Genomic DNA, 24653 nt, shown 5'->3' with positions numbered 1-24653 from the left:
CTGGATTTACAATTCAAATGTAGGCCTCAATCCTTTTGAACTATCCCCTTCATAATAACTTAATATTTGCGAAACCACTTCCTCTGGTGTATCTACAATAGGCATCAGATCAAGATCTTCGGGACTTACATATTGATAGGTGTTTACCATGACCTCTACGATCCATTTCTTCAGAGGCTCCCAAAATGTTTTTCCTACTAAAATGATGGGCACTTTATTGATGCGATGGGTTTGCGTGAGGGTTAATACTTCAAACAATTCATCCAGCGTACCAAATCCTCCGGGCATGGCGATAAACGCCTGAGAGTATTTTACAAACATCACCTTTCGTACAAAAAAATACCGGTGATGTAAATTTTTGTCAAAGTCAATGTATGTATTGTTTGATTGTTCGAATGGCAAATGAATATTTAAACCAACTGAAACCCCTTTATTAATAAAAGCGCCTTTATTAGCGGCTTCCATGATTCCAGGTCCCCCTCCGGTAATCACACCAAAACCTTCTTCAACCAAACGCGCTGCTACTGCCATTGCCAATTGGTAATGTGGATTGTCTTCACGAACCCGGGCCGAACCAAAAATAGAAACACAGGGGCCAATTCGATTTAAGGTTTCAAATCCGTCTACAAACTCTGCCAATACCTTAAACATAGTCCAACTGTTTTCTCCTTTAATTTGCGACCATTGTTTTTGTGTTTTCATAAAATAGGCTTTAGATAAAAAAGCCTGTCTCCAATTAGGATAGACAGGCTTTAGAAAATATTCATGGTATTATTATTAAACTGGCGTTTTAAACGCTGTGAATTCTCTTTTTATAAAATCGTTTAATTCCTGGAAATTATCAAATTGTTCAAACAGCTCTTTGTATCGATAATTTCGCTGGCTAGCAGGAATTACAAAATCCAATACATCCTTGCGTGTAATTTTAGTTTTTGATAAAATGATCAATCGCTCAATGACATTTCGCAATTCCCGGATGTTACCTGTCCAATTGTATTTTTGTAATTCTTCAATTGCGGCATCATCTACTTTCCTGACAGGCATTCCGTATTCATAACAAATATGTTCTACAAAATGATCAACCAAAACAGGGATATCGTCTTTACGATCATTTAATGATGGTACTTCTATTATTATTACAGCTAATCGATGGTACAAATCTTCCCGAAACCGGCCTCTTGCAATTTCTTCCCGAAGATCTTTATTGGTTGCGGCAATTACCCGCACATCTACAGAAATTTCTTTATCGCCTCCAACACGGGTAATTTTGTTTTCCTGAAGGGCGCGCAACACTTTCGCTTGAGCAGATAGACTCATATCCCCTACTTCATCTAAAAACAAGGTTCCCCCATTGGCTAATTCAAATTTACCCAGTCGTTGTTTAATCGCTGAAGTAAACGAACCTTTCTCGTGACCAAATAACTCGCTTTCTATTAATTCAGACGGAATGGCAGCACAGTTAACTTCTACAATGCTTCCCGTATTCCGATTGCTTTTCTCATGAATCCATCTTGCAACCAACTCTTTACCGGTACCATTAGGGCCCGTTACTAAAACTCTGGCTTCTGTGGGTCCAACTAAATCAATGGTTTCTCGAACTTTCATGATTTGTTTGGATTCTCCAACGATTTCCTGAATTTTAATCTTTGATACCTTTTTCTGTAAAACCTTCTTTTCTGTGATCAAAGAGGACTTATCAATGGCATTGCGAATCGTAATTAACAGGCGATTTAAGTCGGGTGGTTTAGAAATAAAATCAAATGCACCTTTCTTTACTGCTTCTACCGCTGTGTCAATAGTAGCATGTCCACTGATCATAACTACAGGGGTATCTGGAACCAGAAGCTGGATTTTATCAAGGGCTTCCATTCCATCCATCTTGGGCATTTTAATATCCAGGATGATTACATCAAACTCCTTTTGTTTAAGCTTTACGAGACAGTCTAAGCCATCAATCGCTTCTTCAACCTCATACTTCTCAAGGATTAATATATCCTTAAGCGCTCTTCGGATTGCCTGTTCGTCGTCTACAATAAGGATTCTCGCCATGCAAAAACTGTAATTATAAGTTCAATAACTAAGGAAAGACAAAAATAACATACTGTCTGATATTTAGTTACAAATTAGTAAATTATTTTATATGTAATTTAACCCTTCTAATAAATTCAGAAAGCCGGCCTGCCTTATATTAAAAAACACAGATACATAGTGGCTTGATGTTCAACAAACCGTTAAACAGAAACTGCGGATTAAAGACTCATTGCCAGGTAGGCCATGGTTCCCGCACCATAGGCGATTGCAGACTCATCGATGTCAAAATCAGACCGATGGACACCCGGTACCTGCCCTACTCCCAGTCTGTAAAAAACTGCCGGTATCTTTCGGGAGTAATACGCAAAATCTTCAGAGGTCAATCGGGACTCCAATCGTTCAACTTGAGCTGGACCTAAATAGTCGGTTCCAATTTGAATTAATTGTTCGGTTAGCTCCGGATTGTTGATTAAACAGGGATATCCAATCTGAATGTCTATATCGCAGGTTGCATTAAAAGCTTTACAAATTGAAAAAGCTAAGTCCTTGATTCGCTGGTGTGCAAATTTTCTCCAATTTTCATCTAATGCGCGAAAAGTACCGGATAGTTTGACTTCATCGGGTATGATATTCGTTGCTTCGCTGTTGGTTTGGAAGGTTCCAATGCTCAGCACGGATGCTTGGTTGGCGGGTTTTTCCCGATTCATAAAAGCTTGCAAGGCTAAAATGAGTTGAGCCGCAATGACGATGGGATCAATACACATATGTGCTTGTGCAGCATGTCCTCCTTTTCCTTTAACTGTAATATAAATTTCATCACAGGATGCCATAAAAGCGCCGGGTCCAATTCCAATCTTTCCAACTTCCATTCCCGGCTGCACATGTTGACCGATAATTAAGTCCGGAACCGGTTGATTTAAAACGCCTTCTTCTATCAGTATCGAAGCGCCACCTGGTAACTTCTCTTCTGCTGGTTGAAAAATAAATTTTACTGTTCCGGCCCACAGGTCTTTGTTGTGATTGAGAATTCTGAGTGCCCCAATCAAACAAGTCATGTGTACATCATGACCGCATGCATGCATCACCCCTTCATTCTTTGATTTATAGGAACATTGATTTTTTTCATGAATTGGCAATGCGTCCATATCAGCGCGTAAAGCCACCACCCGATCTGATGTTTTGTTGCCTTGTAGTTCACCGACAATGCCATGTTTACACCAACCAATTGTATGCGGGATTTCCAGCTGATTTAAGATAGACTGAATTTTGAGAGAGGTATTTGATTCTTGAAACGACAATTCAGGATGTGCATGCAAATCTCTTCGCAATTCAATCAATTGTGTTTGAATGGTCGAAACATAGTTTTTTATGATGTCAATCCTGGAATCCATTTAATGTTGATCTAATTTATGAAAATTACGCAAACAAATATCGAGATCGTTCCAAACTGAGTAATTCCATGCATACATACTCAATAATTGTGCCTCTAATTCTTTGATCACAATGCGCTCATTGTTATGGATAGGCACTAAGATACCGGGTTTAATCACCGGCAAATTATCCAAAGGCTCAGGACTTTGTTGGTATGACACCCAGGTTCGCTTTCCTAAAATTACCGAACTTATATTTTTTAAAAATTGTCTTTTGTTTTTAAAAATAAAAATAACCATCCAGGAAAATATCATCAACATAATTGAAAACCAAATATCGAACAAACGTTTTTGTCTCAAATAAACGGGTTTAGATAAATTGTACTCCAATTCCAAAGATAAAATTTCACCTTGATTGTTTTTTGAAGGACTGCTTATGATGCCCGATCCGGATGCTGTCATGATTTTGTAATTAATCAAATCCTTCATGTTCGACATAAAAGATAAGATGTGCTTCCACTCCATTTTACTTTGACAAAAAACCAGTTCTTGAATTCCATGAATTCGAATATAATCTTTCCATTGCTCTGTTCCCATTTGCGATAGCTGTTCAACAGAAATTAATTGAAACTGATCTGTATGTTCTGTCTTTTGCATCAGAAATTTTACTTTCTCTAATTCCTGAACATCCCCTATTACCAAGACATGTTTTGCTTTTGCGGTTCCAATCATCCAGGATTTTCTTATGAGCCTGTTGAAGACCAAGCGGCTCAATACTGCATACAAAATAACCCATAAGAACGACAAGACCAACAACATTCTGGATGCGCGCCAGTCTTCAGGAAATAAGGCATACAGGCTCAGGTTAAGGATAAATCCCCAAATTGCAGCAATTAATAAATCCTTTAAAGCATATTTCTTTTCATAAACACCCTGAAAATAAAAACAAGCAATCCAAATCAAAACAAACAAGGCTGTATTTACAAGTATTGCCGGACTATTAAAATAATGAATATCGCCATGATAGTATTTTGCCCAATAATGTCGAATCAGATAAAAGCCAACACTTAATACGGTAGCATCTAATAAAACTACCTGAATTGTAGCAAGATAATTTTTAATAAGCGTAATAAATGCTTTGGTTCCTAAGATCATGGTAAGCATAGTTACAAGGGCCCACCGATTGGATTTATTAAAATGTTTCCTGGCAAAGATGATCATGGCTTTATAAAATGCAATCACATAATTCAAGCTTCCTTTGCTGGTACTTTCTCCTTTATAATGAATGATGCTAGTATCTGCGCAATAATAATTGTCGTAACCGTTTTGTTCGATTTTATATGATAAATCAATGTCTTCACCATACATAAAATAATCTTCATCAAAACCATTAACCTGATCCCAAACAGTTTTTGGTAACATCATAAATGCACCAGATAAAACGGGTACCTTGTTTGATTCATGTTCCAATAAATGCCCTTGGTAATATTGATTAAAGAGCGCGCTTGACGGAAACAATTTATAAATTCCAGTCATCTTGCAAAATGCTGCCCAAAACCCTGGGAATCCTCTTTTGGATTCAGGTAAAAATTTTCCAGAACCATCGATCATCCGTACTCCAAGTCCACCTGCTTTAGGATGCGACTTAAAAAATTGAAGACATTTGGTAAAGCAATCTTCTTCGACAACCGTATCCGGATTTAACGCAAGGATATATTCACCCTGTGCATGACTTGCTGCTAAATTATTGGCCTTAGCAAATCCTAAATTTATTTTTGAAGCAATGACTTTAACTTTAGGAAACTGCTTTCTCAACATATCCAAAGAATCATCGACACTTGCATTGTCTACTACAATAATTTCTGCATCGACATTACGGATGGCTTTCTCAACCGAAGTCAAACATTGTTCTAAAAAATGTCGAACATTATAGTTTACAATGAGGATACTTAAGTTCACGCTTGGCTTATTCACTAATAATATAGGGCGTGCGATTGAGTAACGAACGACTTAAAGTAAGTTCATCGGCATATTCTAATTCCGACCCAAATGAAACACCCCGGGCAAGCATACTAATTTTCAATGTTGGATTGTTTAGGTGTCTGGTAATGTAGTAGGAAGTGGTATCCCCTTCAATCGTCGGTCGTATTGCAAAGATCAATTCAGTGATGGGTTGATTTTCAATTCGCTTAAACAAAGAATGTATCGTTAAATTTTCAGGTCCCATACCATCAATTGGAGAAATTAATCCTCCTAAAACGTGATAAACGCCTCTGAATTGTTGCAATTCTTCAATAGCAAATAAATCCCGTATCGATTCAATTACACAAATGGTCTGTTGATTTCGAACCGGATCGCTACAAATCGTACATAATTCTGAATCCGAATAGGCAAAACATTGTTTACAGCGAATCAGTTTTTCCGACATATTCTTTACCGCTACATACAAATCTTCCAGCTTTTTTTTGTCTTGTTGCGCCAGATGTAAAACCATGCGAAGGGCTGACTTTTTTCCAATTCCGGGCAGGGTACTGAATGCGGCTACAGCCTCATCCACAATTTTCGAGATTGAATTCATGCGTTAAAATTATAGAATTTATTCAACTATAAACGATTGATTATGAATCTTTATATTTAGAATCGTTGCGGTTTATCTTTGAAAACAACCGAATAGATTAATTTTACGCAAAATTACAAAAGATGGCTATTGCAATAAAGATGCCCCGACTTTCTGATACCATGCAAGAAGGATTTATTAAAACATGGAATAAAAAAGTCGGAGACACCGTAAAACCAGGTGATATTTTGGCAGAAGTGGAAACTGATAAAGCCACTATGGATCTGGAAGCCTATCAGGATGGTGTATTGTTGCACATTGCAGTGAATGAAGGGGCGGTACCCGTTGATGGAATCATTGCTATTATTGGACAAAAAGGAGAAAACTTTGATGATCTCCTTGGGGGCTCGAAACAAGTTTCCAGCGAACCTCAGGCGGCTTCCAAATCACCGGAACCTCAAGCAGCTGTAGCACCTGCTGAAAGCCAGACAATGCCCCCAGAACCTACAGATACCCGAATTAAAGCATCTCCACTGGCAAAATCATTGGCCAAAGAGAAAGGCCTTAGTCTGGAACATCTAAGTGGTTCTGGCGAACAAGGTCGCATCGTCAAAAGAGATGTAGAAAATTTGGCAAACCAAGTCGCTAAACCTGGTCTCTCCACATCCTACGTAGCACCAGCTCAACAAGGCGACCGGGAAGTTATAAATAGCCAAATGAGGAAAACGATCGCAAGACGACTTTCAGAAAGCAAATTTACTGCTCCTCATTTTTATTTAACCACTGAAGTCGATATGGATGCTTGTGTTGAAGCTCGCAATCAATTAAATGCAGTTTCTCCTCAAAAAATATCTTACAACGACTTAATTGTAAAAGCATGTGCGATTGCATTACGCTCCAATTTAGCTGTAAATGTTTCCTGGACGAATGATAAAATGATTTACCATAACGACATCCATATTGGAATTGCAGTTGCTATTGAAGATGGATTGGTAGTGCCTGTTGTCCGTAATACAGATCAAAAAACATTGACCCACATTAAGGATGAAATTCAAGACAAAGCAACACGTGCTAAAGAACGCAAACTGAACCTGGATGAAATGCAAGGAAACACTTTTACGATTTCTAATTTAGGAATGTTTGACATTGAGCATTTTACCGCTATTATCAATCCACCGGATGCTTGTATTTTAGCAATCGGTTCAATACAAAAGAAAGCTGCTGTAAAAAATGACAATCTGGTAATTTCAAACCGGATGAAGATGACTTTATCCTGCGACCATCGCGCCGTTGATGGAGCAAGTGGTGCTAAATTTTTACAAAGTTTAAAAACTATTTTAGAGAATCCAATCAGCATGCTTTTGTAAAAGCATGCTGATTGTAAACAATCAATTCCTTATTTCTTTTGGGTTGCCTCTTTTGATTCTGGAGCTGCTTTTCGACTCCATGATTTATGACAGGCTCCAGCCTTTGGACCATCTGGCATAGGCATTTCAGTATCGTCTGCTTGACTGATTCTGAATTCAACCCGACGATTAACATTGTAGTTTTTGTTATGCCCTCCAAGAGGAGTTTCTTCACCTCCATACATCAATTTAAATCTGGTACGAGGAATGTTGAATGTATTTACAAGATATTCAATTGCTTCATTTGCCCGATTGTAAGAAAGTACTTTGTTATAAGCATTTGAATGACGGATATCCGTATGTCCAAAAACTGTTACTTTCAATGAAGGATGTGTTTGCATTACATGCGCAACGCTGGCCAATTGCGGAACATATTTTAAATCGATACAGTATTCATCCAATTTAAAATGGATCATAGGTAAAAACCATTCAATGTTGCTTAATAATCCTTTACCTCCGGTACTGTCAAAGGTTCCCGGTGGAACACCCAAACGATTATCTAAAATACGCTTTACGTCATCTTCTGACATTCCAGGTTGCACCACTGGCACCTGAGCGATTCCTTTGTCATTAACCTGAAATCCAGGTGGAGAAAATGGTTCTGCATCTTTATGATCCGGAATCCCGTCATTGTCGCTATCCAATGCGATTCCTTTAGGATCTACAGGCGCACCGGCGGGCGTTTCGTTTTCTTGATCCAACAAATCAATGACTCCATCCTGGTCTGTATCTTTTGGATCAAAGATGGGTCTGCGTTTTAAATCAGCAATATCAGTAAATGCAGCATCCAATGGGTTTAACCAATATAGAGGTTCTTTCCGCTTTTTAAATTTACCCAAATTGATATTTAATCTCAAATTGGTATAGTGCTGATAATCATTTTGGGTTGTCTGATCGACATCGCTTCGGTAAATGATCCCATCCAAATAATCGTTATCCGAAAAATGGACCTGATGCTCTAATGCGATATTAATTCTCCGGTTGATCTTTCTTGAAATCCCTGCACCTCCAATAAAAATCGGATGAATATTGGTCTTATCATTCAAACGGAAAATTCCCTTTTTCTTAAAGGCTGGTGTTTCATAATCACCGTCATAAAGTCCTCTTAATTTCTTTTTGATATCTATTCTACCCTGCCTTGTGTTAAATGCAGCATCCGAATATTCGCTTAAAGAAATCAGATTGGTATATACATTGCCATTCTCATCTCTTAAATCTAATTTTGTATTGTTATGGTCAAGACCAGCTCCTAAAATCAAATAGCTATTCCATTTGTTGCGGTCTTTGTGAAACAGGATATTTCCAATGTTAAGAATGCCTTCAATGGCTCCGTAGAAATATTGGGTTTTGTAAGCAGGAAACCAGGCATTCTGCGAACCATAGCCTTGAAAAACGGATGTTTCAACTTCAAGTGCTTTGGTATACGGTTGTGGCTCTAATCCAAACGCTGTTCCATAAAAGAAATCTACTCTGAATGAAAATGAATAATTGATTGCTCTTCTCAAGTGAAGGGATAAACCATAACCCGGAATTTTAGGATCCACGTCACCATGAATAAAGTAATGCCCTCCTCCAAGGCCTAATTCCCACATATGTTTAGGTTTTGGCGGATATTTTGCTTTACCGGATTTCCAGTCAGCTTCATTGCTGTTACCCAATACGATCTTAGATTTTGTAACTTTCGTTAAGCCATCATTGGTACCTGTCGTATCAGAGGTAGAGATCAGACTGTTGTCCTGTCTATCTGGAATGGTATCATGTTGCTGACCGAACGTAAAATTCGCCCATAAGATAAGCAAGAGTACATGGTAGAATTTTGTAGCCATTTAGCTCGATTTTATTAATAAATTCATCTTCACCTAAAACCCCAAACAAAGCTATGCAAAAATTCAGCCATTTTTGTTGGCTTGAATATAAATATTAATATATATGCATTTATAACTGATAATCAATAACTTAAATTAATTTTTAGCATAATAACGCAGGGCGTTTTCTGACAACTTTACTGCTTGTTGCGTTTGCTTATAAAGTTGGGAGATTGCAGCATGCATAGTATTTTCAATGTCCTGAAAAATAGCTTCTTCACTGATTTCGACGCCTTTTTGCATTAAATAGGCGAACAACCTGGCAACCCCACAATTGGCGATAAAGTCTGGAATCAAAGCGAGCTCGCGGTCGATTTTTTCTGTCAGGGGCCCAAATAATAAGCCTTCTTCTTTAAACGGGACGTTTGCTCCGCAGGCGATGAGTTCCAGGCCATTTCGCTTCATCAAATCATAGCTGGATTCAGCGACCAATTTCGAAGCAGCTGCTGGAATAAAGAGGTCAATTTGGAGTTTTTCTAATTCCTGATCTAATTCTGATGAAGGTCTTTTTTGATCTGATTGAATGGTGTGGTTGATTTTTTGATTCATAAAATCGCTGACAGATTCCTGGTCAAAACCTTGGTTGTTTACTATAAATCCTTCCTTATCCTGAATGAGGACTAACCTGGCACCGGCCTGTGATAAATACCAACCAGCAGCTGCACCTACATTTCCCCACCCTTGAATAGCAACCCGTTTGCCGCTTACCGTTTGCTGTCTAAATATTTTATAGAATGCTACGATGGATTGAAATACCCCGTAACCGGTGATTAAGTCAATGGTTGAATAGAGGGCAGCTTCTTTAGCGGGGTTGAATTTTTCAGATTTCACCAACAAGGCACAGCCTTTTTTCAATTGCTCTAACACTTCATTTTTGGTATGATCCGGATAATGAAAATGTCCTTCCAATACGCCAAATTGTGGATGGTTGATGCCCATGTCCAACAGAAAAGGCCTCACTTCCTTTCGCTCATCAATGTTGAGATCTCCGGCAGTACCGTAATAATTAGACAATAAGGGCTTAATAGCGGTAAACCATCGTTGCAATACCTCTTCTTTCCGGGGGTCCTGAGGATCGAAATCAATTCCTGATTTAGCGCCTCCGATGGATGGACCACACACTTTAAACTTAATTTCCATGGTTTTTGCCAGGTCTTCAACCTCTCTGCGGGTTAATCCTTTTCGCATACGGGTGCCCCCACCAGCCGCTCCACCGGTCAAACTGTTAATTACCAACCAAGCCTTTGCCTCTGATTGCGGATCATTCCATTCGAAAACAATTTCAGCGGGTTTGTTTAAATAATCTTGAAGAAAATTGATCATAATTCAAATTTATATCATTTCATATTAAATATAGATTTAATATGTAAATTTGTGTTTATTAAACTCGTTATACATGATGGACCGCAATGCTTTTCAACAAAAAGACTCTTCTGTCTCAGATTTTCATCAACAAAGCCTTGGATACATTTTGATAAATCAGGATGCAAATTACCATCTTGCAGCCAATTCAAAATTCATAGTTTACTTTTGTTCAGCTGAATTTGAATCCAGCTTTAAAAAACATTTTTTCAAGCTTACTGCTACTTATTTTGATGACAGGCTGATTGCTGATGGAGCTAATTTGAATTCACTTACCGAAGCAGAACGTGCAAGCCATTTATTAAATCTTGCCTACTCCAAAAATAAAACGCTGCTGGTTATTGGCGCAGATTTAAAATTAATCCACGAGATTCAATTCCAACAGCAAAAACTTCATGAACCCTTTACACTCAGTTGCATCAGTGACCATTCCGGATTTTTGGATTCAGTGGATATGGCTTCGCCGTATCTTAAGGAACTAAATTTTCTGGCGTTTCAACGTCAACACCTTGCATTCGAATATGAAAAAATAAATTATTACAGAACGGGTGAATTCAGAGCCAGTGCCTCTTCATTTGATCCACCCTTGCGTCGTTCGGAATTCATCTATTTTGATTTAAATGCCATCAGATCCAGCGAAAGTCCGGGTAATCTCACTAAAAACCCAAGTGGCTTATTTTCAGAAGAAGCATCTACCCTCTCCCGAATGGCCGGAATGAGCGATCGGGTTAAAATGTATTTTATTTCTCCCTGGAATGAATCTGAAGACCGTGACGGGATTACGGCTCGTTTGGTTGCCCAAATGGCATGGTACTTTTGGGAAGGCTGCCATCTCAAACAATTAGACCAAAATATTAAACGGGAATCCCTTACCCAATATCTGGTTGAAATTAAAAATCTGGATTACATCATCAAATTCTATAAATCAGAAAACACGGGCAAATGGTGGTTTGAGGAACCATTATTGGACAATGAATTTTCCAATCAACTGATTCCTTGCACCTACGAAGAATATCAAGCTACGGCAAAGGACCAAATACCCTCGCGCATACTTGAATTGATAAATAATTAAGGATATAAAAGCCTATTGGAGCAATCGCTCTAATCCGGCTGCACGAGAGCCTTTTATCAAAATTGCCGTATCTACCGGCCAATTCATACCCAACCAGGCTTTACAAGACGCTTCATCTTCAAAATGCATGTCTGGTAATTTAATTCCATCCAAACGATAACGGGTTCCAATAAAAATCCGTTTTTGAAACGCTTTATCCAAAACCTGATTCTTTAAGTCCTCATGTTCACCCTCTGAATAGTTTCCCAGTTCGGCCATCTCACCCAACACAATCCATTTGTTTTTAAAATCCATCTGTTCGAAGGCTTTGACTGCCTGGATCATAGAACTTGGGTTTGCATTGTATGCATCGAGTATGATGGTATTGGAATTGTGTTTAATAACCTGCGAGCGCATGTTGTTGGGGACATAAGCGGCTATCCCCTTTTGAATGGATGCTGGAGGGACATCGTAGTAGCTTGCCAGGCAAGAAGCAGCAACTATATTTTGGAAATTGTATTCTCCAAACAAATGGGAGTCGATTAAAAATGATTCTTGTTTATTGTAAAATTCCAATGCAATTTCAGGAAATGATTTGATCAATCTGCCTGAAAATTCACATGCATCCTGATGTGGTCCAAATGCAATTACATCGGATTCAGTGCTTGCATATTTTCTTAAAGGATCAGAAAACATACTACAAAAGCGCAGACCTCCATGAGCCTTAAGGTAATCAAACAATTCAAGCTTGGTTCTTAGTACCCCCTCAAAGCTTCCAAATCCTTCCAAATGGGCTTTACCTATATTAGTAATCAAGCCGCTATCCGGTTCGGCAATCGCACATAATTCGTTGATGTCTCCTGGATGATTGGCCCCCATTTCCAGAATTAAAAATTCTGTGTCTTCCTTTAGTTTTAAAAGCGTTAATGGGACCCCTATATGGTTATTTAAATTTCCTTCCGTTGCTTGCGTTTGGTATGCTCTCAAAAAAACTGAATGGCACAATTCCTTCGTCGTTGTTTTCCCGTTGGTGCCCGTAATTGCAATAATTTTTGTTTTAAATCTTCTTCTATGAATCCTGGCCATTTCCTGCAATTCCTTTAAGGTGTTTTCGACACGAATCAATCCAGGATCCTGAGAAACAAATTGATCTACAATTGCATAGGCTGCACCTTGTTCCAATGCCTGCAAGGCATAACTGTTGCCATTGTGGTTGGGGCCACTCAAGGCAATAAAAATACCACCCTTCAAAGGTTTTCGCGTGTCTGTAAACACCTTGCCATCTTGCTCGAGAAACCGCCGGTATGATTCAGGATATTGCATAAATAAAAAAAACTCACAACAAAGATTGCTGTGAGTTTTTCAAATTTTAATTATTTCTTGATTTATTTATAGTCTCTCTTGACTTTCGGCATTTTGCGTTTGAACTCCAAACCACCAGCATCCTCATTTCCTTCTGGTCCACCGGTACGGGTCATTGCACAACGGAATCCAATAGAACGGTCTGATTTATCTTCATCCTTAAATCTGCGAGCTCCAGGAGAACACCAGAACAAACGATCTGACCAGGAACCTCCTTTATAAACTCTTGATTTTGCATTGATAAGTGATGATTTACCATATTGGTATTTAATCACTTCGTCGTCATCGTCGCGGTATGTTTTAACATCCCCTTTGTTATAGTTTTCACGGAATTCTACCGCTGAATCTGAAACCATTTGGAATCTTAGATCTCCTAAGCTATCTTTTTCAACTGGATTGCCAGATTCATCAAGCACCAATTCTTTAAATTCATTACCACGGAATGGATTCAGATCATGGTTTTCAACATCACGCAAGGTGGTTGACGTTAAAGGCCTGAACAAATCAGCTACCCATTCGTTAACATTTCCTGCCATGTTGTAAAGGCCAAAATCATTGGGGAAAAATGTCCGGACTGGTGCCGGAATATGAGCATGGTCATTTAATTTTCCTGCCATACCCATGTAGTCACCCTGGCTTCTTTTAAAGTTAGCCAAAATATTTCCCATGTATTTATCTCTTCTCTTGTAACGGGCTGTATTTCCATCCCAAGGAAAATTTCTACGATCTGTGATTAATTCGTCTTTATTATCGGATTGTTTTCCTTTTAAAGCGAGTGCAGCATATTCCCACTCAGCTTCAGTAGGTAAGCGATAAACCGGTAATAAAATACCATCGTCAAACTTAACAGGACGCTCACCGCCAGTTTGAATGTCTTCCAGATTTTTACGCACATTGCCCTGATATTGACCGGCTAAATAAGATCCGGTATTAAAGTTATCAGAGTCAACCTGGTCTGGATTCGGATTCAAAATACCTTTTTCAATTAAGATAAACTCATTGACCCTGTCAGAACGCCATTTACAAAAATCATTAGCCTGAAGCCAGTTTACTCCAACTACCGGATAATCATCATACGATGGATATCTGAAATAAGTTTCCACAAATGGCTCATTATAAGCCAATTCCTCACGCCAAACCAGTGTGTCTGGTAAGGCTTTCTTGTAAACTTCCGGATAGGATTTGTAAACCCTGTTTAACCAGTAAATGTACTCGCGGTAATTGATGTTACTCACTTCCGTTTCATCCATGTAAAATGATGAAACAGTCACCCTTCTGGGGATATTATTCCATTCATAAGTTACATCTTCTTCAGTTAATCCCATTAAAAAGGTTCCCCCTTCTATGAGCACTAGATTTGGACCAGTAGCCTGGCCTCTATAATCTACTTTCTCGAATCCACCCCACTCCTTGTCGTTGTATTTCCAACCGGTGGAGCTTGATTCGTTTTGTTTGCTTTTACTACAGGCTCCGATTACCAATGCAAAGCCCAGCAAAAAGACGATTTTTGAATAATTGCCTTTCATCCTACTACTTTCTTTTTTAGGGGAACAAAGTTATATAATAATTTATTGTATTGACAAAGAATTTTTTCTACCGGAAGGCTTCGAAGCAATCATTGATATTTGCCTTTTCCTTACGGATCTCTCCTAAAAACAGTCCCAAACTTAATTCATGGCTTCCTCCCTGGGCGATTCCCAGCTGTGAAAGCGTAAAATCAAAGCTGTATCCCATTTTCCAGGCGCCTTTCTTAAATCCAAGGACTGCAATCAAAGCATCCGTATTATTTCGAGCGTGCCGATACCATAATCCGGCAAATACCGTGCTAAATTGGTATTGGGCCCCCAGGTTTATCTGAAAAAATTCAGATTGTTTTACGACAAGGAATGCCGGGGATAAGATCGATACTACCCGGTTTGATCTTGCCAAATCAAGTTGCATCCCCCCGTGAAACATCCATCGAACTGGAATTCCATTATAGCTGGAAGCATTTACTTTTAAAATATCATTTTGGGGCGTATTGATATGTTTTGCTGAAACACCCAAATTAAAATATGGATTGTAATAAAGGAGTCCCGTACCAATATCTAAATAAGAAACACTGGTTTTGTCGGGTCTGAACTCATCGGTCGGATATGGGGTTCCTCCCGGCGAAATGGGTCCTAAAACCGGATCAATCTGATCTCCAAACACCAATCGGTCCCAGTCGTAATTCGTTTGAACAAAGGCCAATTCGATCCCACCCCGTAGATAATTGGATTCACTAATTTGAGCCTGATATCCATAAAGACCAGCCACTTTGATTGTTTTAAGCAATCCTCCTCCCGCATCATCGGCCATCAATTGAATTCCAAATCCACTATTGAGTTTTTTGAAAAACTGATCGTAGCTTAAACCATAGGTTACATATCCGGCAAAAGACTTATCTATTAAAGGCCATTGGTTTCTGTAGATCATTTCAAACCGAGGAGCAAAACTCAAACCTGTAAAACCAGGATTCATATGCAAAGACTGTGCATAATATTGACTAAACACCGGATCCTGGGCGAAACTGGTTTTTGAAAAACCTAAAACCAGCAAGCAACTGATTGCCATCAAGAATCGTTTAATAAATGGTGTCATTGGCAATAATATGATTTTCAGGACGTTTTTGATACATTTGAACAGACTAAATCCTATCTCAGTAAAAATGAAGCTCAAAATTATTTTGTTTTTTGTTTTCGGAACTTTTTTTCTTTCGGCCCAACAATCGTTTCAATTCTCTGAAAAAATTAGTTGGAATCCTCAGTTAGTACGTAATTCTTCAGGTCAAAGTATCCAAAGTCTTCGATTTGATCAATCTTTTAATTCGGCAGACCTTCCTGGTATCGCAATTTATAAAAAAGAATTTGAAGTTGCAGGAAATGGTGAATTAAAAGTTCGATTAACCCCCAAAGCTACAGAAGCAATCCAAACTACAGGATTAGAAGCCGCAATGAAACTCCTTAAACCCGAGTTTGATATTCATGCGCAGGTATTCAAAGCCCGCGATAAATATGTTGCAAGCATTGAACTGATTCCCTATCGGAATGCACAACAACTTGAAATTTTGAAGGCGTTTGATTTAACAGTCGAATTTATTCCTACGGGCCTCCCCACCAATCCTTTACCGAATTATGCCAATGAATCAGTCCTTTCCAATGGAAGCTGGTTTAAAATTTCTATAAAACAACGAGGAGTTTATAAAATTGACAAGAGTTTTTTGGAAAAAAACCTCAAACTGGACTTTAACACCTTAGACCCCAGAAACATAAGAATTTATGGAAATGGTGGCAGTCCACTTCCGGAATCAACCGATGCAGTATTTGAAGACGACTTAAAAGAAAATGCAATCTTTATCAAAGGAGAAGATGACGGTCGTTTTGATGAAAATGATTTTATTTTATTTTACGCCAATGGTCCGGATCTATTTCAATATGAATCCACACTTTCTGATTTCAGTTTTACAAAAAATCCATATTCAGATGTATCGTATTACTTTATTAAAATTGATCAGAATCGCGGCAAACGTGTCCCGCAAGTAGATGGACCAACAAATTACAGTTATCAAACGAATTCAAGTTTTGACTTTAAGCATATTGAAAATGATTTGGTAAATTTATTAGATTTAGATGCCGGCAGCGAAGGTTCAGGTAAAAACTGGTATGGTGAAGAACTCAGCAATACCCGGGAATTTGATTTTGGAAATAGCTTTATTTTTGATCATATCGATCTCAACAAAACCGGATTATTTTCTTTTGCATTTGCCGGGCGGGCGCCTGTAAACCATAGCGTATCAGCTATTGTCGAAAATCAAAAAGTTGATGTATCCATTCCCTATGTAATCTACAGCAGCATCAATCGATTTGCAAATATTGCCCGAAAGACTGCATCATTTCAACCAATCAGTGATTTGGTAAAAGCTAAAATTAACTTTCCTCAATCAGGTGGAACAGTTTCTGAAGGTTGGATCGATTTTATGCAAATTTCAGTTTGGAAAAAATTGATTTGGTCTAATAAACTGATGTACATCATGGATCCTGCTTCCTTTGCTTTTGATGCAAGTCAATTTACCATTGATAATGTGCTTTCTGCAAAGAAAATTTGGGACATTACCAATCCCCTTGAAGTAACTCAAATAAACGGTGCCTTAACTAATAATCAACTTCGATTTACATCAAGTACAATTAATAACTACAAACAATTTGTTGTATTGGATGAATCCATGAACTTTGATATTCCACAATTTATTGGAAGCGTTGGCAATCAAAATCTTCATGGCTTGAAGGATCCTGAAATGATTATCCTGTATCATAAAGATTACAAATCAGAAGCAGAACGACTCCAAACCCATCGCAGCAAACATTCTAATGTGATCGTGCAGACCGTTGACATCAGTCAGGTGTACAATGAATTTTCAAGTGGCTCACAAGATCCGACAGCCGTCCGCAATTTTATGCGCATGTTGTATTTAAGAAATCCAAAATTCAAATACCTCGCATTGTTTGGTGATGGTTCGTATGATTTTCGACATATTAATAAACGAGATGCCGATCAGAATTTTGTTCCAACTTATGAGACCGACGAAAGTCTGGATCCCATCACTTCTTTTCCAACAGATGACTATTATGGTTTATTGGATCCCGGAGAAGGGATCAATTTAATTGGTAAATTGGATTTAAACATTGGCAGGTTGGTAGCACGTACTGCCGATGAAGCAAAAAATCTTGTTGATAAAATCATTCGCTACGATACCGATCCAAAAACGATGGAAGATTGGAGACTTCATGTTGTATTCTCCAGTGATGATGAAGATTCCAACGTGCATTTTAATCAATCCGAGCGCATTTCCGAATCAGTACATTCCAGCTATCCTATTTATAATGAAGAAAAAATACACCTGGATGCTTATGAGCAAGTAACAACTCCAGGGGGTGAACGCTATCCGGAAGTTAATAAAGCGTTCGCCAATGCTTTTTTTCAAGGTGCCCTGGTCGTTAATTATATGGGGCATGGCGGTTACAGCGGATTGGCTCAAGAACGAATCTTACAAAATACCGACATCAAAACACTGGAAAATTATTACAAACTTCCATTGGTAATTGTAGCATCATGCACATTCAATGGATTTGATGATCCTACAAAAACAAATGCCGGTGAAGAAGGACTCCACAATCAACAAGGAGGATTTCTGGCTTTGTTTTCAACCGTTCGTGCGGTTTACAGTGATGATAATTTTGATTTGACCAGTTCCGTTTATAATTACATCTTTCAATTTGAAAATAGCTTGCCATTGCCTTTAGGTGAAATTATGCGGCGTGCAAAAAATGATAATTCTGCTGGATTTATTCGAACCAATTCCCGTAAATTTTTACTGTTTGGAGATCCGGCTCAACGATTGGCAATCCCCCTTTTAAAAAACGAAGTCGACTCAATTAATGGCAAGCCATTAGCTGCAGTTGCCGATACTTTTCATGCATTGGAAAACATGAATGTAATTGGTCGGGTTACAGATCAAAACGGTGTTTTGCAATCCGATTTTAACGGCAAACTTTATGTAACCGTTTACGACAAAGAAATAAGTTTACGTACGAAGGCAAATGATCCAACTTCTTATACTGCTACTTATAAATTGCAAAAAAATATTATTTACAAAGGATTGGTAAATGTGAATGCTGGTAAATGGAATTTTTCATTTATTATTCCAAAAGATATCAATTACGAATTTGGTAAAGGAAAAATAAGCCTGTATGCAACAGATGAAAAAACAAAAGATGCAGCAGGTTATGAAGATCGTTTAATTATTGGGGGTGTTTCCAATGATAGCATTAAAGACGATCGGCCACCGGTCGTAAAGGTGTTTATGAACAATGCTGATTTTGTAAACGGAGGAATATGCAGCCGCAATCCGATATTGTATTCACAACTAAGCGATGATTTTGGAATTAATATCAGCGGCAACAGCATCGGCCATGATTTGACCGCTGTGATAGATCAAAATTCACAAGCTCCAATCATTTTGAATCAAGTCTATAAATCTAAATTAAACAATCCCCGGGAAGGCGAATTAAATTATCCATTAAAGAATTTAAGCCCCGGCAAACATACCGTTACCATCACAGCCTGGGATATTTCAAATAATCCCGGTTCAGGTCATCTGGAGTTTAATGTAATCGATGAATCGGATATTACTGTGGATCGGGTCTATAACTACCCCAATCCATTTTCCAATCAAACGGAGTTTCAGTTTGAAACCAACATCCTTGCAAGTGAAATGGAAATCATTGTTCAGATTCAATCTATTTCTGGACGCGTAGTCAAAACCCTTACTAAAAACATCTTAAACAACGGGTACCGCATCGAAGGGATCAAATGGGATGGAAAGGATGATTTTGGGAGCGATTTGGCAAATGGCGTTTATTTGTATCGGTTGAGCATGAATGCAAAAACCGGAAATGAAATCATTCACAAACGGTCTTCCTATCAAAAATTAGTCCTACTTAAATAATAAAAAGTAGTTTTTTACGATATATATAAGTTCCCGTATCAGCATCATATTAAAAAAAGAATTATATCTAATTGTATGCTAAATTTGCATTTTAAATCAATTATCCCTGTTTTATGCGTTTTCTAACTTGTATTTGTTTTTTAATTCTAGGCATGAATCTTTCAGCTCAAACCTGGAATCCTGCGAAAGGTTGTATTGTCGATGCCAGTGGCGAATGCCTTCAAAATACCATTTTGACAGCACTGCCCTTTTTAAGGATCAATCCGGATACCCGTTCAGGTGGTCTGGGGGATGCAGGCGTTGCCTTATCAACGGACCCCAATGCAATGCACCACAATGCAGCTCGCCTGGCCTGGTCAGAAAACAACATGGGCATCTCAGCAACTTATTCTCCCTGGTTGAGAAACCTTGGTATTGATGATATTTATCTACTGTACCTATCAGGATATTATAAAATCGATAAATTTCAAACTGCAGGATTAGCCGTTCGCTATTTTAGTTTAGGTAAAATTGATTTCAGAGATGAAAATGGAAATGATATCGGTACCGGTCAGCCCAATGAATTTGAAATTGCGGCAGCTTATAGCAGAAAACTTTCTGATGTATTTTCTGCCAGCCTTTCTGCGAAATTTGCTTATTCAAATCTTGCAACTGGTAAAACGGTAGGCGCTTATGATATCACTTCTGCCAAAACCTTTGGAGCAGATCTTGGATTTTTATATCGCAATAAATTAGGGGCAAGCGGCCGCAGAAATTATTTAAACGTCGGCCTTGCGATCACAAATATTGGTTCTAAAGTAACTTATATCAAGGGCTTGGTGAAAGACTTCATTCCAACCAATCTTGCTTTAGGAGCAGCTTATGAAATGAATTTTGATGATTACAATTCCCTGACGACTACCTTAGAAATCAACAAATTATTAATCCCATCTCCTAGAAAACCAGGGGACCCACTCTACGATGTCGACAATAATAAAATAGCAGACTATCGTGAAAAAAGTTTATTTGAAGGCATCTTTGGTTCCTTAAATGACGCACCTGGAGGAGGAAAAGAAGAATTACAGGAATTGATGTATTCATTAGGTTTGGAATATTGGTATGACAAACAATTTGCTGTCCGCATGGGGTATTTCCATGAGAATGCACTAAAAGGAAACCGTAAATACATGACTTTAGGCTGCGGTGTAAAGTATAATGTGTTTGGACTAAACCTCTCCTATCTGGTTCCTACTACAAATAACAGAAGTCCTCTAGCAAATACCATCCGATTCTCCATCAGTTATGATTTTGACGGAGGTGCTGTTGGAAATCAAAGTGGAGAATAAAAAAAAAGGAGTTATTCCTAAAAAACAACTCCAATTTTAAAAAGCCAAATAAGCCGGATTCTGTACTTTATGAATAAATCATAAAGTGCTTATCATTTATCTAAGCTGCCTACCCCTCTACCTGCTTGCGCAACCACGGGTCCTGGCATTCTTTCGAACGATAGATATACATGGCATTTCAATTCACAAGGTTTATCCCAACAAACTGTTACCAGCCTGATGCGTGCGCTCTTACCACACGTTTTCACCCTTATCCCGCCAGGCGGGACGGTAATTTTCTGTGACACGTTCTCTTCAGGACGCGAATCCTGAGCCATCTGTTAAATGGTGTGATGACCCGACATTGTCCGGACTTTCCTCTGCATATTGCTATGCAGCGATAAGCTATGGCTGCACAAATTTACGAAATACCCTGTCAACAGCTCGTATTCAATACATTATAATATAATTTAATGTATAAATTCCTATTTTTACGGCAAATTACAATGGTAAACCTTTCCATAAATAGAAATTGGTATTTGGTTTGGATTGTGGCTTTGCTCTTGTTGACCTTGGCAAAGGTTTACGAATGGGTTTATCCATCTTTTCAACACGATTACCACCATTTCCTGAAAATAAAACTGGAAGGTGAACTCAATGCACACCTGGACAAGGATTCTAAATACCTCAGGCAACTTAAACCCTTATTAGTTGACGGCAATGCGCTTACTGGCTTTGAAAACTCAGAAATCATTAAAATCGCCAGACAAAGTGAAATCAAACAAGTAATCTGCAAGGAAGGAGAAATTCGTTTTTGGAATGGCAAAGATGGTTTTTTTGAAGCGCTTTGGTGTACCGATGCATTCAAATCCGATAGCATCTCATTGATAAAATACAACGGATCATACTTCCTGACTCTTGATACGCAATTAAACAGCGACAGTCAAAAGATCAATTGCATCAGGCAGTACCACATTAACAGCACCCAAGATATTAAACAAGGGTTTACACTTACAAAAACGCGTAAGACGCAAAGAGATCTACCAATTTTTGCAAAATCAAATGCAAAAAAACCATTATTTTATTTGAATTTGGACGGTCCCTTTCTGGCACCCTATTATGGAAATGCATTGATTTTATTTTATTTGCTTACACTCATCATATTCTACATTCCTTTTCATCGCATAGCACGTGATTTTTTTAATAGAGGAAATTATCCCTGGGCCAACCTCATCCTATCAACAGGTGTTTTGGTGACTGCCAGCATGTGTCAATGGATCGTACATCAAAATGATTTTTATCACAGCATGTTGACCGATAAACTGGTCCATACAAAATTTTATGACTACACGCTTTTTGAATTCACTGTGTTTTCAGGCATCTTTTTTCATCTAAGTTTTTTCTTTTATAAATATGCCAATATAGACAATACATTAAGTGTACTTAAATTTCGATATGGTGTGGTGTTGTTTAATTATTTAGCATCCATCATTGCACTGATTATTTATTGCTTTATTTTTAGTGCTGTATTTATTCATTCTGATTTTTACTTTGACCTTAACAATATTTTTTCGATTCAGGTAGAAAATTACATTTTACTTTTTGATTTATTGATTGCGCTTCTGGCCATATTTTTAATAACCAATAAACTCACACTTAGTACTGCAAGTTTTGAATTACCCTTCCGCCATAAAATTTTAATTTATCTTTTGGCTTTTCTCATTCTTGCTGGTTTCATCTATCAATCAAACATAAACATTGGATTGCTTACATTCTTTTTGGGTGTTTCAATCATCATTTGGATGCAGGATTTCTTTTCTGAGGAATATCAAAAAAATATATTGTGGTTGATTTCATGGATCATTGTGATAAGCATTTTAAATGCCAGCATGATTTTTCACTTTCAAAATCAAAAAAAGCGTTACGTAAAAGATCAAATGATCGGACAATACATCGAATGTCTTAAGATTCGAAAAGACTGCGTTCCGGAATTGATTCAAAATTGTACGACAAATCAATATGAACTTTATTTTTTTGAAGATAATTTTTTAAAATATTCCAGCAGTGTATACAAACCATCTATAGATCATGTAAAAAATGTATTAAAAAAAGACAGCATTCGTCATGTGATACAAGGAGATAAAGACGTATTGTACACCAGATCCCAACCAAATCAATACCTGGTTATCAGCAACCCATTGGAATCAACTCTTAAAGGAATTTCTTTGTTTTCCTATTTATTTACAGTCTTAATTTTAATATCCTACCTGATCAGCTTAATCCACCAGCGCTTGCCTTTTTTACCGGAAGGGTTACAAATTACATTTCAGGATAAACCTTCACTAAAAAACAGAATTCAATTTTATGTAATTTTAGGTATCGTAATCAGTTTTTTAATCATTGCAATTACTACTGTATTTTTTACACGTCAATCTGAAGATCAAATTTTCCGAGAAAATCTGGAAAGCAAAACCAATAACCTTTGCAATTTTCTGGAAACCACCATTCGGAATTCGAATACAATAGAAGATGCTAATTTGATCTTATCCGAACAAATCAGGCAATCCAGTCAAATGGTTGATTTTAATGTCAATCTATTTAATACAAAAGGCATTGAAGAAAAGGTATATGCCAACAATCAATCAGAACAGGATCCAATTTTTAAATTAATTGATCCAAATGTCTTTTTTAGTTACCCGAGTTTTTCTGAAGACATCACCATCACTGAAAGTCCGGACGATGATCTCAATGCCTACCGCAATTTATTTTACAACAACAAACGAATTGCAATTCTTCAAGTGGAAGCCAAAGCATCTCAGGAAAGTAAATCCGGAAACCGGCTCGCTAATTTGATAAATACATTGCTCAACATCTATGTATTTCTCTTTTTAATTGCAGCCAGTTTGGCTACCCTTTTAGCAAATTCAATTACAGCACCTTTGGTAAATTTAGGAAATAAAATCAGACAGATTCGGTTGGGTAAAACAAATGAAAAATTAGAATGGAGCGGACAAGATGAAATTGGCGAACTCATCAGCAATTACAATCAAATGGTAAGTCAATTGGATGAAAGCGCTCAGCTACTGGCAAAATCTGAAAGGGATAGTGCATGGCGGGAGATGGCCAAACAAGTTGCACATGAAATTAAAAATCCATTGACACCGATGAAACTGAGCATCCAATATTTGCAGCAACACATCCGCTCAGGTGCAGAAGATGTTAAAGAAATGGCTCAAAAAGTAAGCTTGACCTTAATCGAACAAATTGACAATTTGACTAAGATTGCCACTGAGTTTAGCAATTTTGCTAAAATGCCAACTGCTGAAAATGAAAAAATTGTTTTAAATGAAATTGTTTCATCAGTTCATGACTTATTTCGCAAAAGAGAAGATATTGACATCCTTTTATCCGTTCCGATTGATGAATTATTTGTCTTCGCTGATAAAAATCAAATCATCCGGGTTTTAAACAATCTGATCAACAATGCAATCCAGGCAATTCCGGAAACAAAACGAGGTCACATCGATATTCAATTAGATGCCAATTCAAAGAATGCAATTATCATGGTTCGCGATAATGGGACGGGCATTCCTGAAGACATGCAAGCTAAAGTGTTTCTTCCCAATTTTACATCCAAGAGTTCCGGAACCGGTTTGGGTTTGGCAATGTGTCAACAAATCATTGAGTCAGCGAATGGCCGCATATATTTTAAAACAATACCGGGCGTAGGAACCAGTTTTTATATTGAGTTGCCTTTGATGCGTTCTGTGCCGAATACAACTGAAGATTCTAATGAGCAAGATTAATTTGTATTGAAAT

Annotated in this window: 15 protein-coding genes and 1 other RNA gene; 5 read left to right on the top strand and 11 right to left on the bottom strand. The window is 37.9% G+C overall.

The annotated features are described in order from the left end of the window. Positions 1-6 precede the first annotated feature (6 nt). From IPJ80_11115 to recR, 5 genes are all read right to left on the bottom strand, one after another. A complete protein-coding gene (locus IPJ80_11115) occupies positions 7-702 on the bottom strand; it encodes a TIGR00730 family Rossman fold protein (protein ID MBK7914037.1) in 696 nt (231 codons plus the stop codon). Positions 703-777: 75 nt separating this feature from the next. Then, positions 778-2049 carry a sigma-54-dependent Fis family transcriptional regulator gene (locus IPJ80_11110; protein ID MBK7914036.1) on the bottom strand — a complete coding sequence of 424 codons (1272 nt, stop codon included), beginning with the start codon at positions 2047-2049 and terminating at the stop codon, positions 778-780. Positions 2050-2249: 200 nt separating this feature from the next. Next, on the bottom strand, positions 2250-3422 hold the full coding sequence (locus IPJ80_11105; protein MBK7914035.1) for an amidohydrolase: 1173 nt from the start codon (positions 3420-3422) through the stop codon (positions 2250-2252). Further along, a complete protein-coding gene (locus IPJ80_11100) occupies positions 3423-5360 on the bottom strand; it encodes a glycosyltransferase (GenBank protein ID MBK7914034.1) in 1938 nt (645 codons plus the stop codon). Between the two features lie 7 nt (positions 5361-5367). After that, positions 5368-5979 carry a recombination protein RecR gene (gene recR / locus IPJ80_11095; protein MBK7914033.1) on the bottom strand — a complete coding sequence of 204 codons (612 nt, stop codon included), beginning with the start codon at positions 5977-5979 and terminating at the stop codon, positions 5368-5370. A gap of 122 nt (positions 5980-6101) precedes the next feature. Between recR and IPJ80_11090 the strand changes: the two genes are divergently transcribed. Beyond that, positions 6102-7325 carry a 2-oxo acid dehydrogenase subunit E2 gene (locus tag IPJ80_11090; protein ID MBK7914032.1) on the top strand — a complete coding sequence of 408 codons (1224 nt, stop codon included), beginning with the start codon at positions 6102-6104 and terminating at the stop codon, positions 7323-7325. A gap of 29 nt (positions 7326-7354) precedes the next feature. Here the strand turns inward: IPJ80_11090 and IPJ80_11085 are convergent, their stop codons facing one another. After that, entirely contained in the window at positions 7355-9190 is a 1836-nt protein-coding gene (locus IPJ80_11085; protein ID MBK7914031.1) for an OmpA family protein, read from the bottom strand. A gap of 135 nt (positions 9191-9325) precedes the next feature. Then, positions 9326-10552 (bottom strand): amino acid dehydrogenase, encoded by a 1227-nt coding sequence (locus IPJ80_11080; protein ID MBK7914030.1) that lies wholly within the window; start codon positions 10550-10552, stop codon positions 9326-9328. 73 nt (positions 10553-10625) lie between these two features. On the opposite strand from IPJ80_11080, the gene IPJ80_11075 reads away from it, so the two are divergent. Then, a complete protein-coding gene (locus tag IPJ80_11075) occupies positions 10626-11663 on the top strand; it encodes a hypothetical protein (GenBank protein ID MBK7914029.1) in 1038 nt (345 codons plus the stop codon). Positions 11664-11675: 12 nt separating this feature from the next. Here IPJ80_11075 and murF read toward each other — a convergent pair whose 3' ends face one another. From murF to IPJ80_11060, 3 genes are all read right to left on the bottom strand, one after another. Further along, a complete protein-coding gene (gene murF, locus IPJ80_11070) occupies positions 11676-12965 on the bottom strand; it encodes a UDP-N-acetylmuramoyl-tripeptide--D-alanyl-D-alanine ligase (GenBank protein ID MBK7914028.1) in 1290 nt (429 codons plus the stop codon). A 62-nt stretch (positions 12966-13027) separates the two neighbouring features. Further along, complete coding sequence (locus IPJ80_11065; protein MBK7914027.1) at positions 13028-14530, bottom strand: SUMF1/EgtB/PvdO family nonheme iron enzyme; 1503 nt, start codon at positions 14528-14530, stop codon at positions 13028-13030. 67 nt (positions 14531-14597) lie between these two features. Beyond that, positions 14598-15599, bottom strand: coding sequence for a PorP/SprF family type IX secretion system membrane protein (locus tag IPJ80_11060; protein ID MBK7914026.1), 1002 nt, complete (start codon positions 15597-15599; stop codon positions 14598-14600). A 94-nt stretch (positions 15600-15693) separates the two neighbouring features. Between IPJ80_11060 and porU the strand changes: the two genes are divergently transcribed. Then, complete coding sequence (gene porU, locus IPJ80_11055; GenBank protein ID MBK7914025.1) at positions 15694-19530, top strand: type IX secretion system sortase PorU; 3837 nt, start codon at positions 15694-15696, stop codon at positions 19528-19530. Between the two features lie 113 nt (positions 19531-19643). Then, positions 19644-20855, top strand: coding sequence for a type IX secretion system outer membrane channel protein PorV (porV, locus tag IPJ80_11050; GenBank protein ID MBK7914024.1), 1212 nt, complete (start codon positions 19644-19646; stop codon positions 20853-20855). A gap of 33 nt (positions 20856-20888) precedes the next feature. Here the strand turns inward: porV and rnpB are convergent. Beyond that, positions 20889-21252, bottom strand: an RNA gene (gene rnpB, locus IPJ80_11045) — RNase P RNA component class A. A gap of 88 nt (positions 21253-21340) precedes the next feature. Between rnpB and IPJ80_11040 the strand changes: the two genes are divergently transcribed. Further along, positions 21341-24640: a HAMP domain-containing histidine kinase gene (locus IPJ80_11040; protein MBK7914023.1), complete on the top strand. Its 3300-nt coding sequence runs from the start codon at positions 21341-21343 to the stop codon at positions 24638-24640. The last annotated feature ends 13 nt before the right edge of the window (positions 24641-24653 follow it).

The sequence above is a fragment of the Saprospiraceae bacterium genome (genome assembly GCA_016714025.1).
Lineage (GTDB): Bacteria > Bacteroidota > Bacteroidia > Chitinophagales > Saprospiraceae > Vicinibacter.
This window is presented reverse-complemented; position numbering and strand designations above follow the sequence as displayed.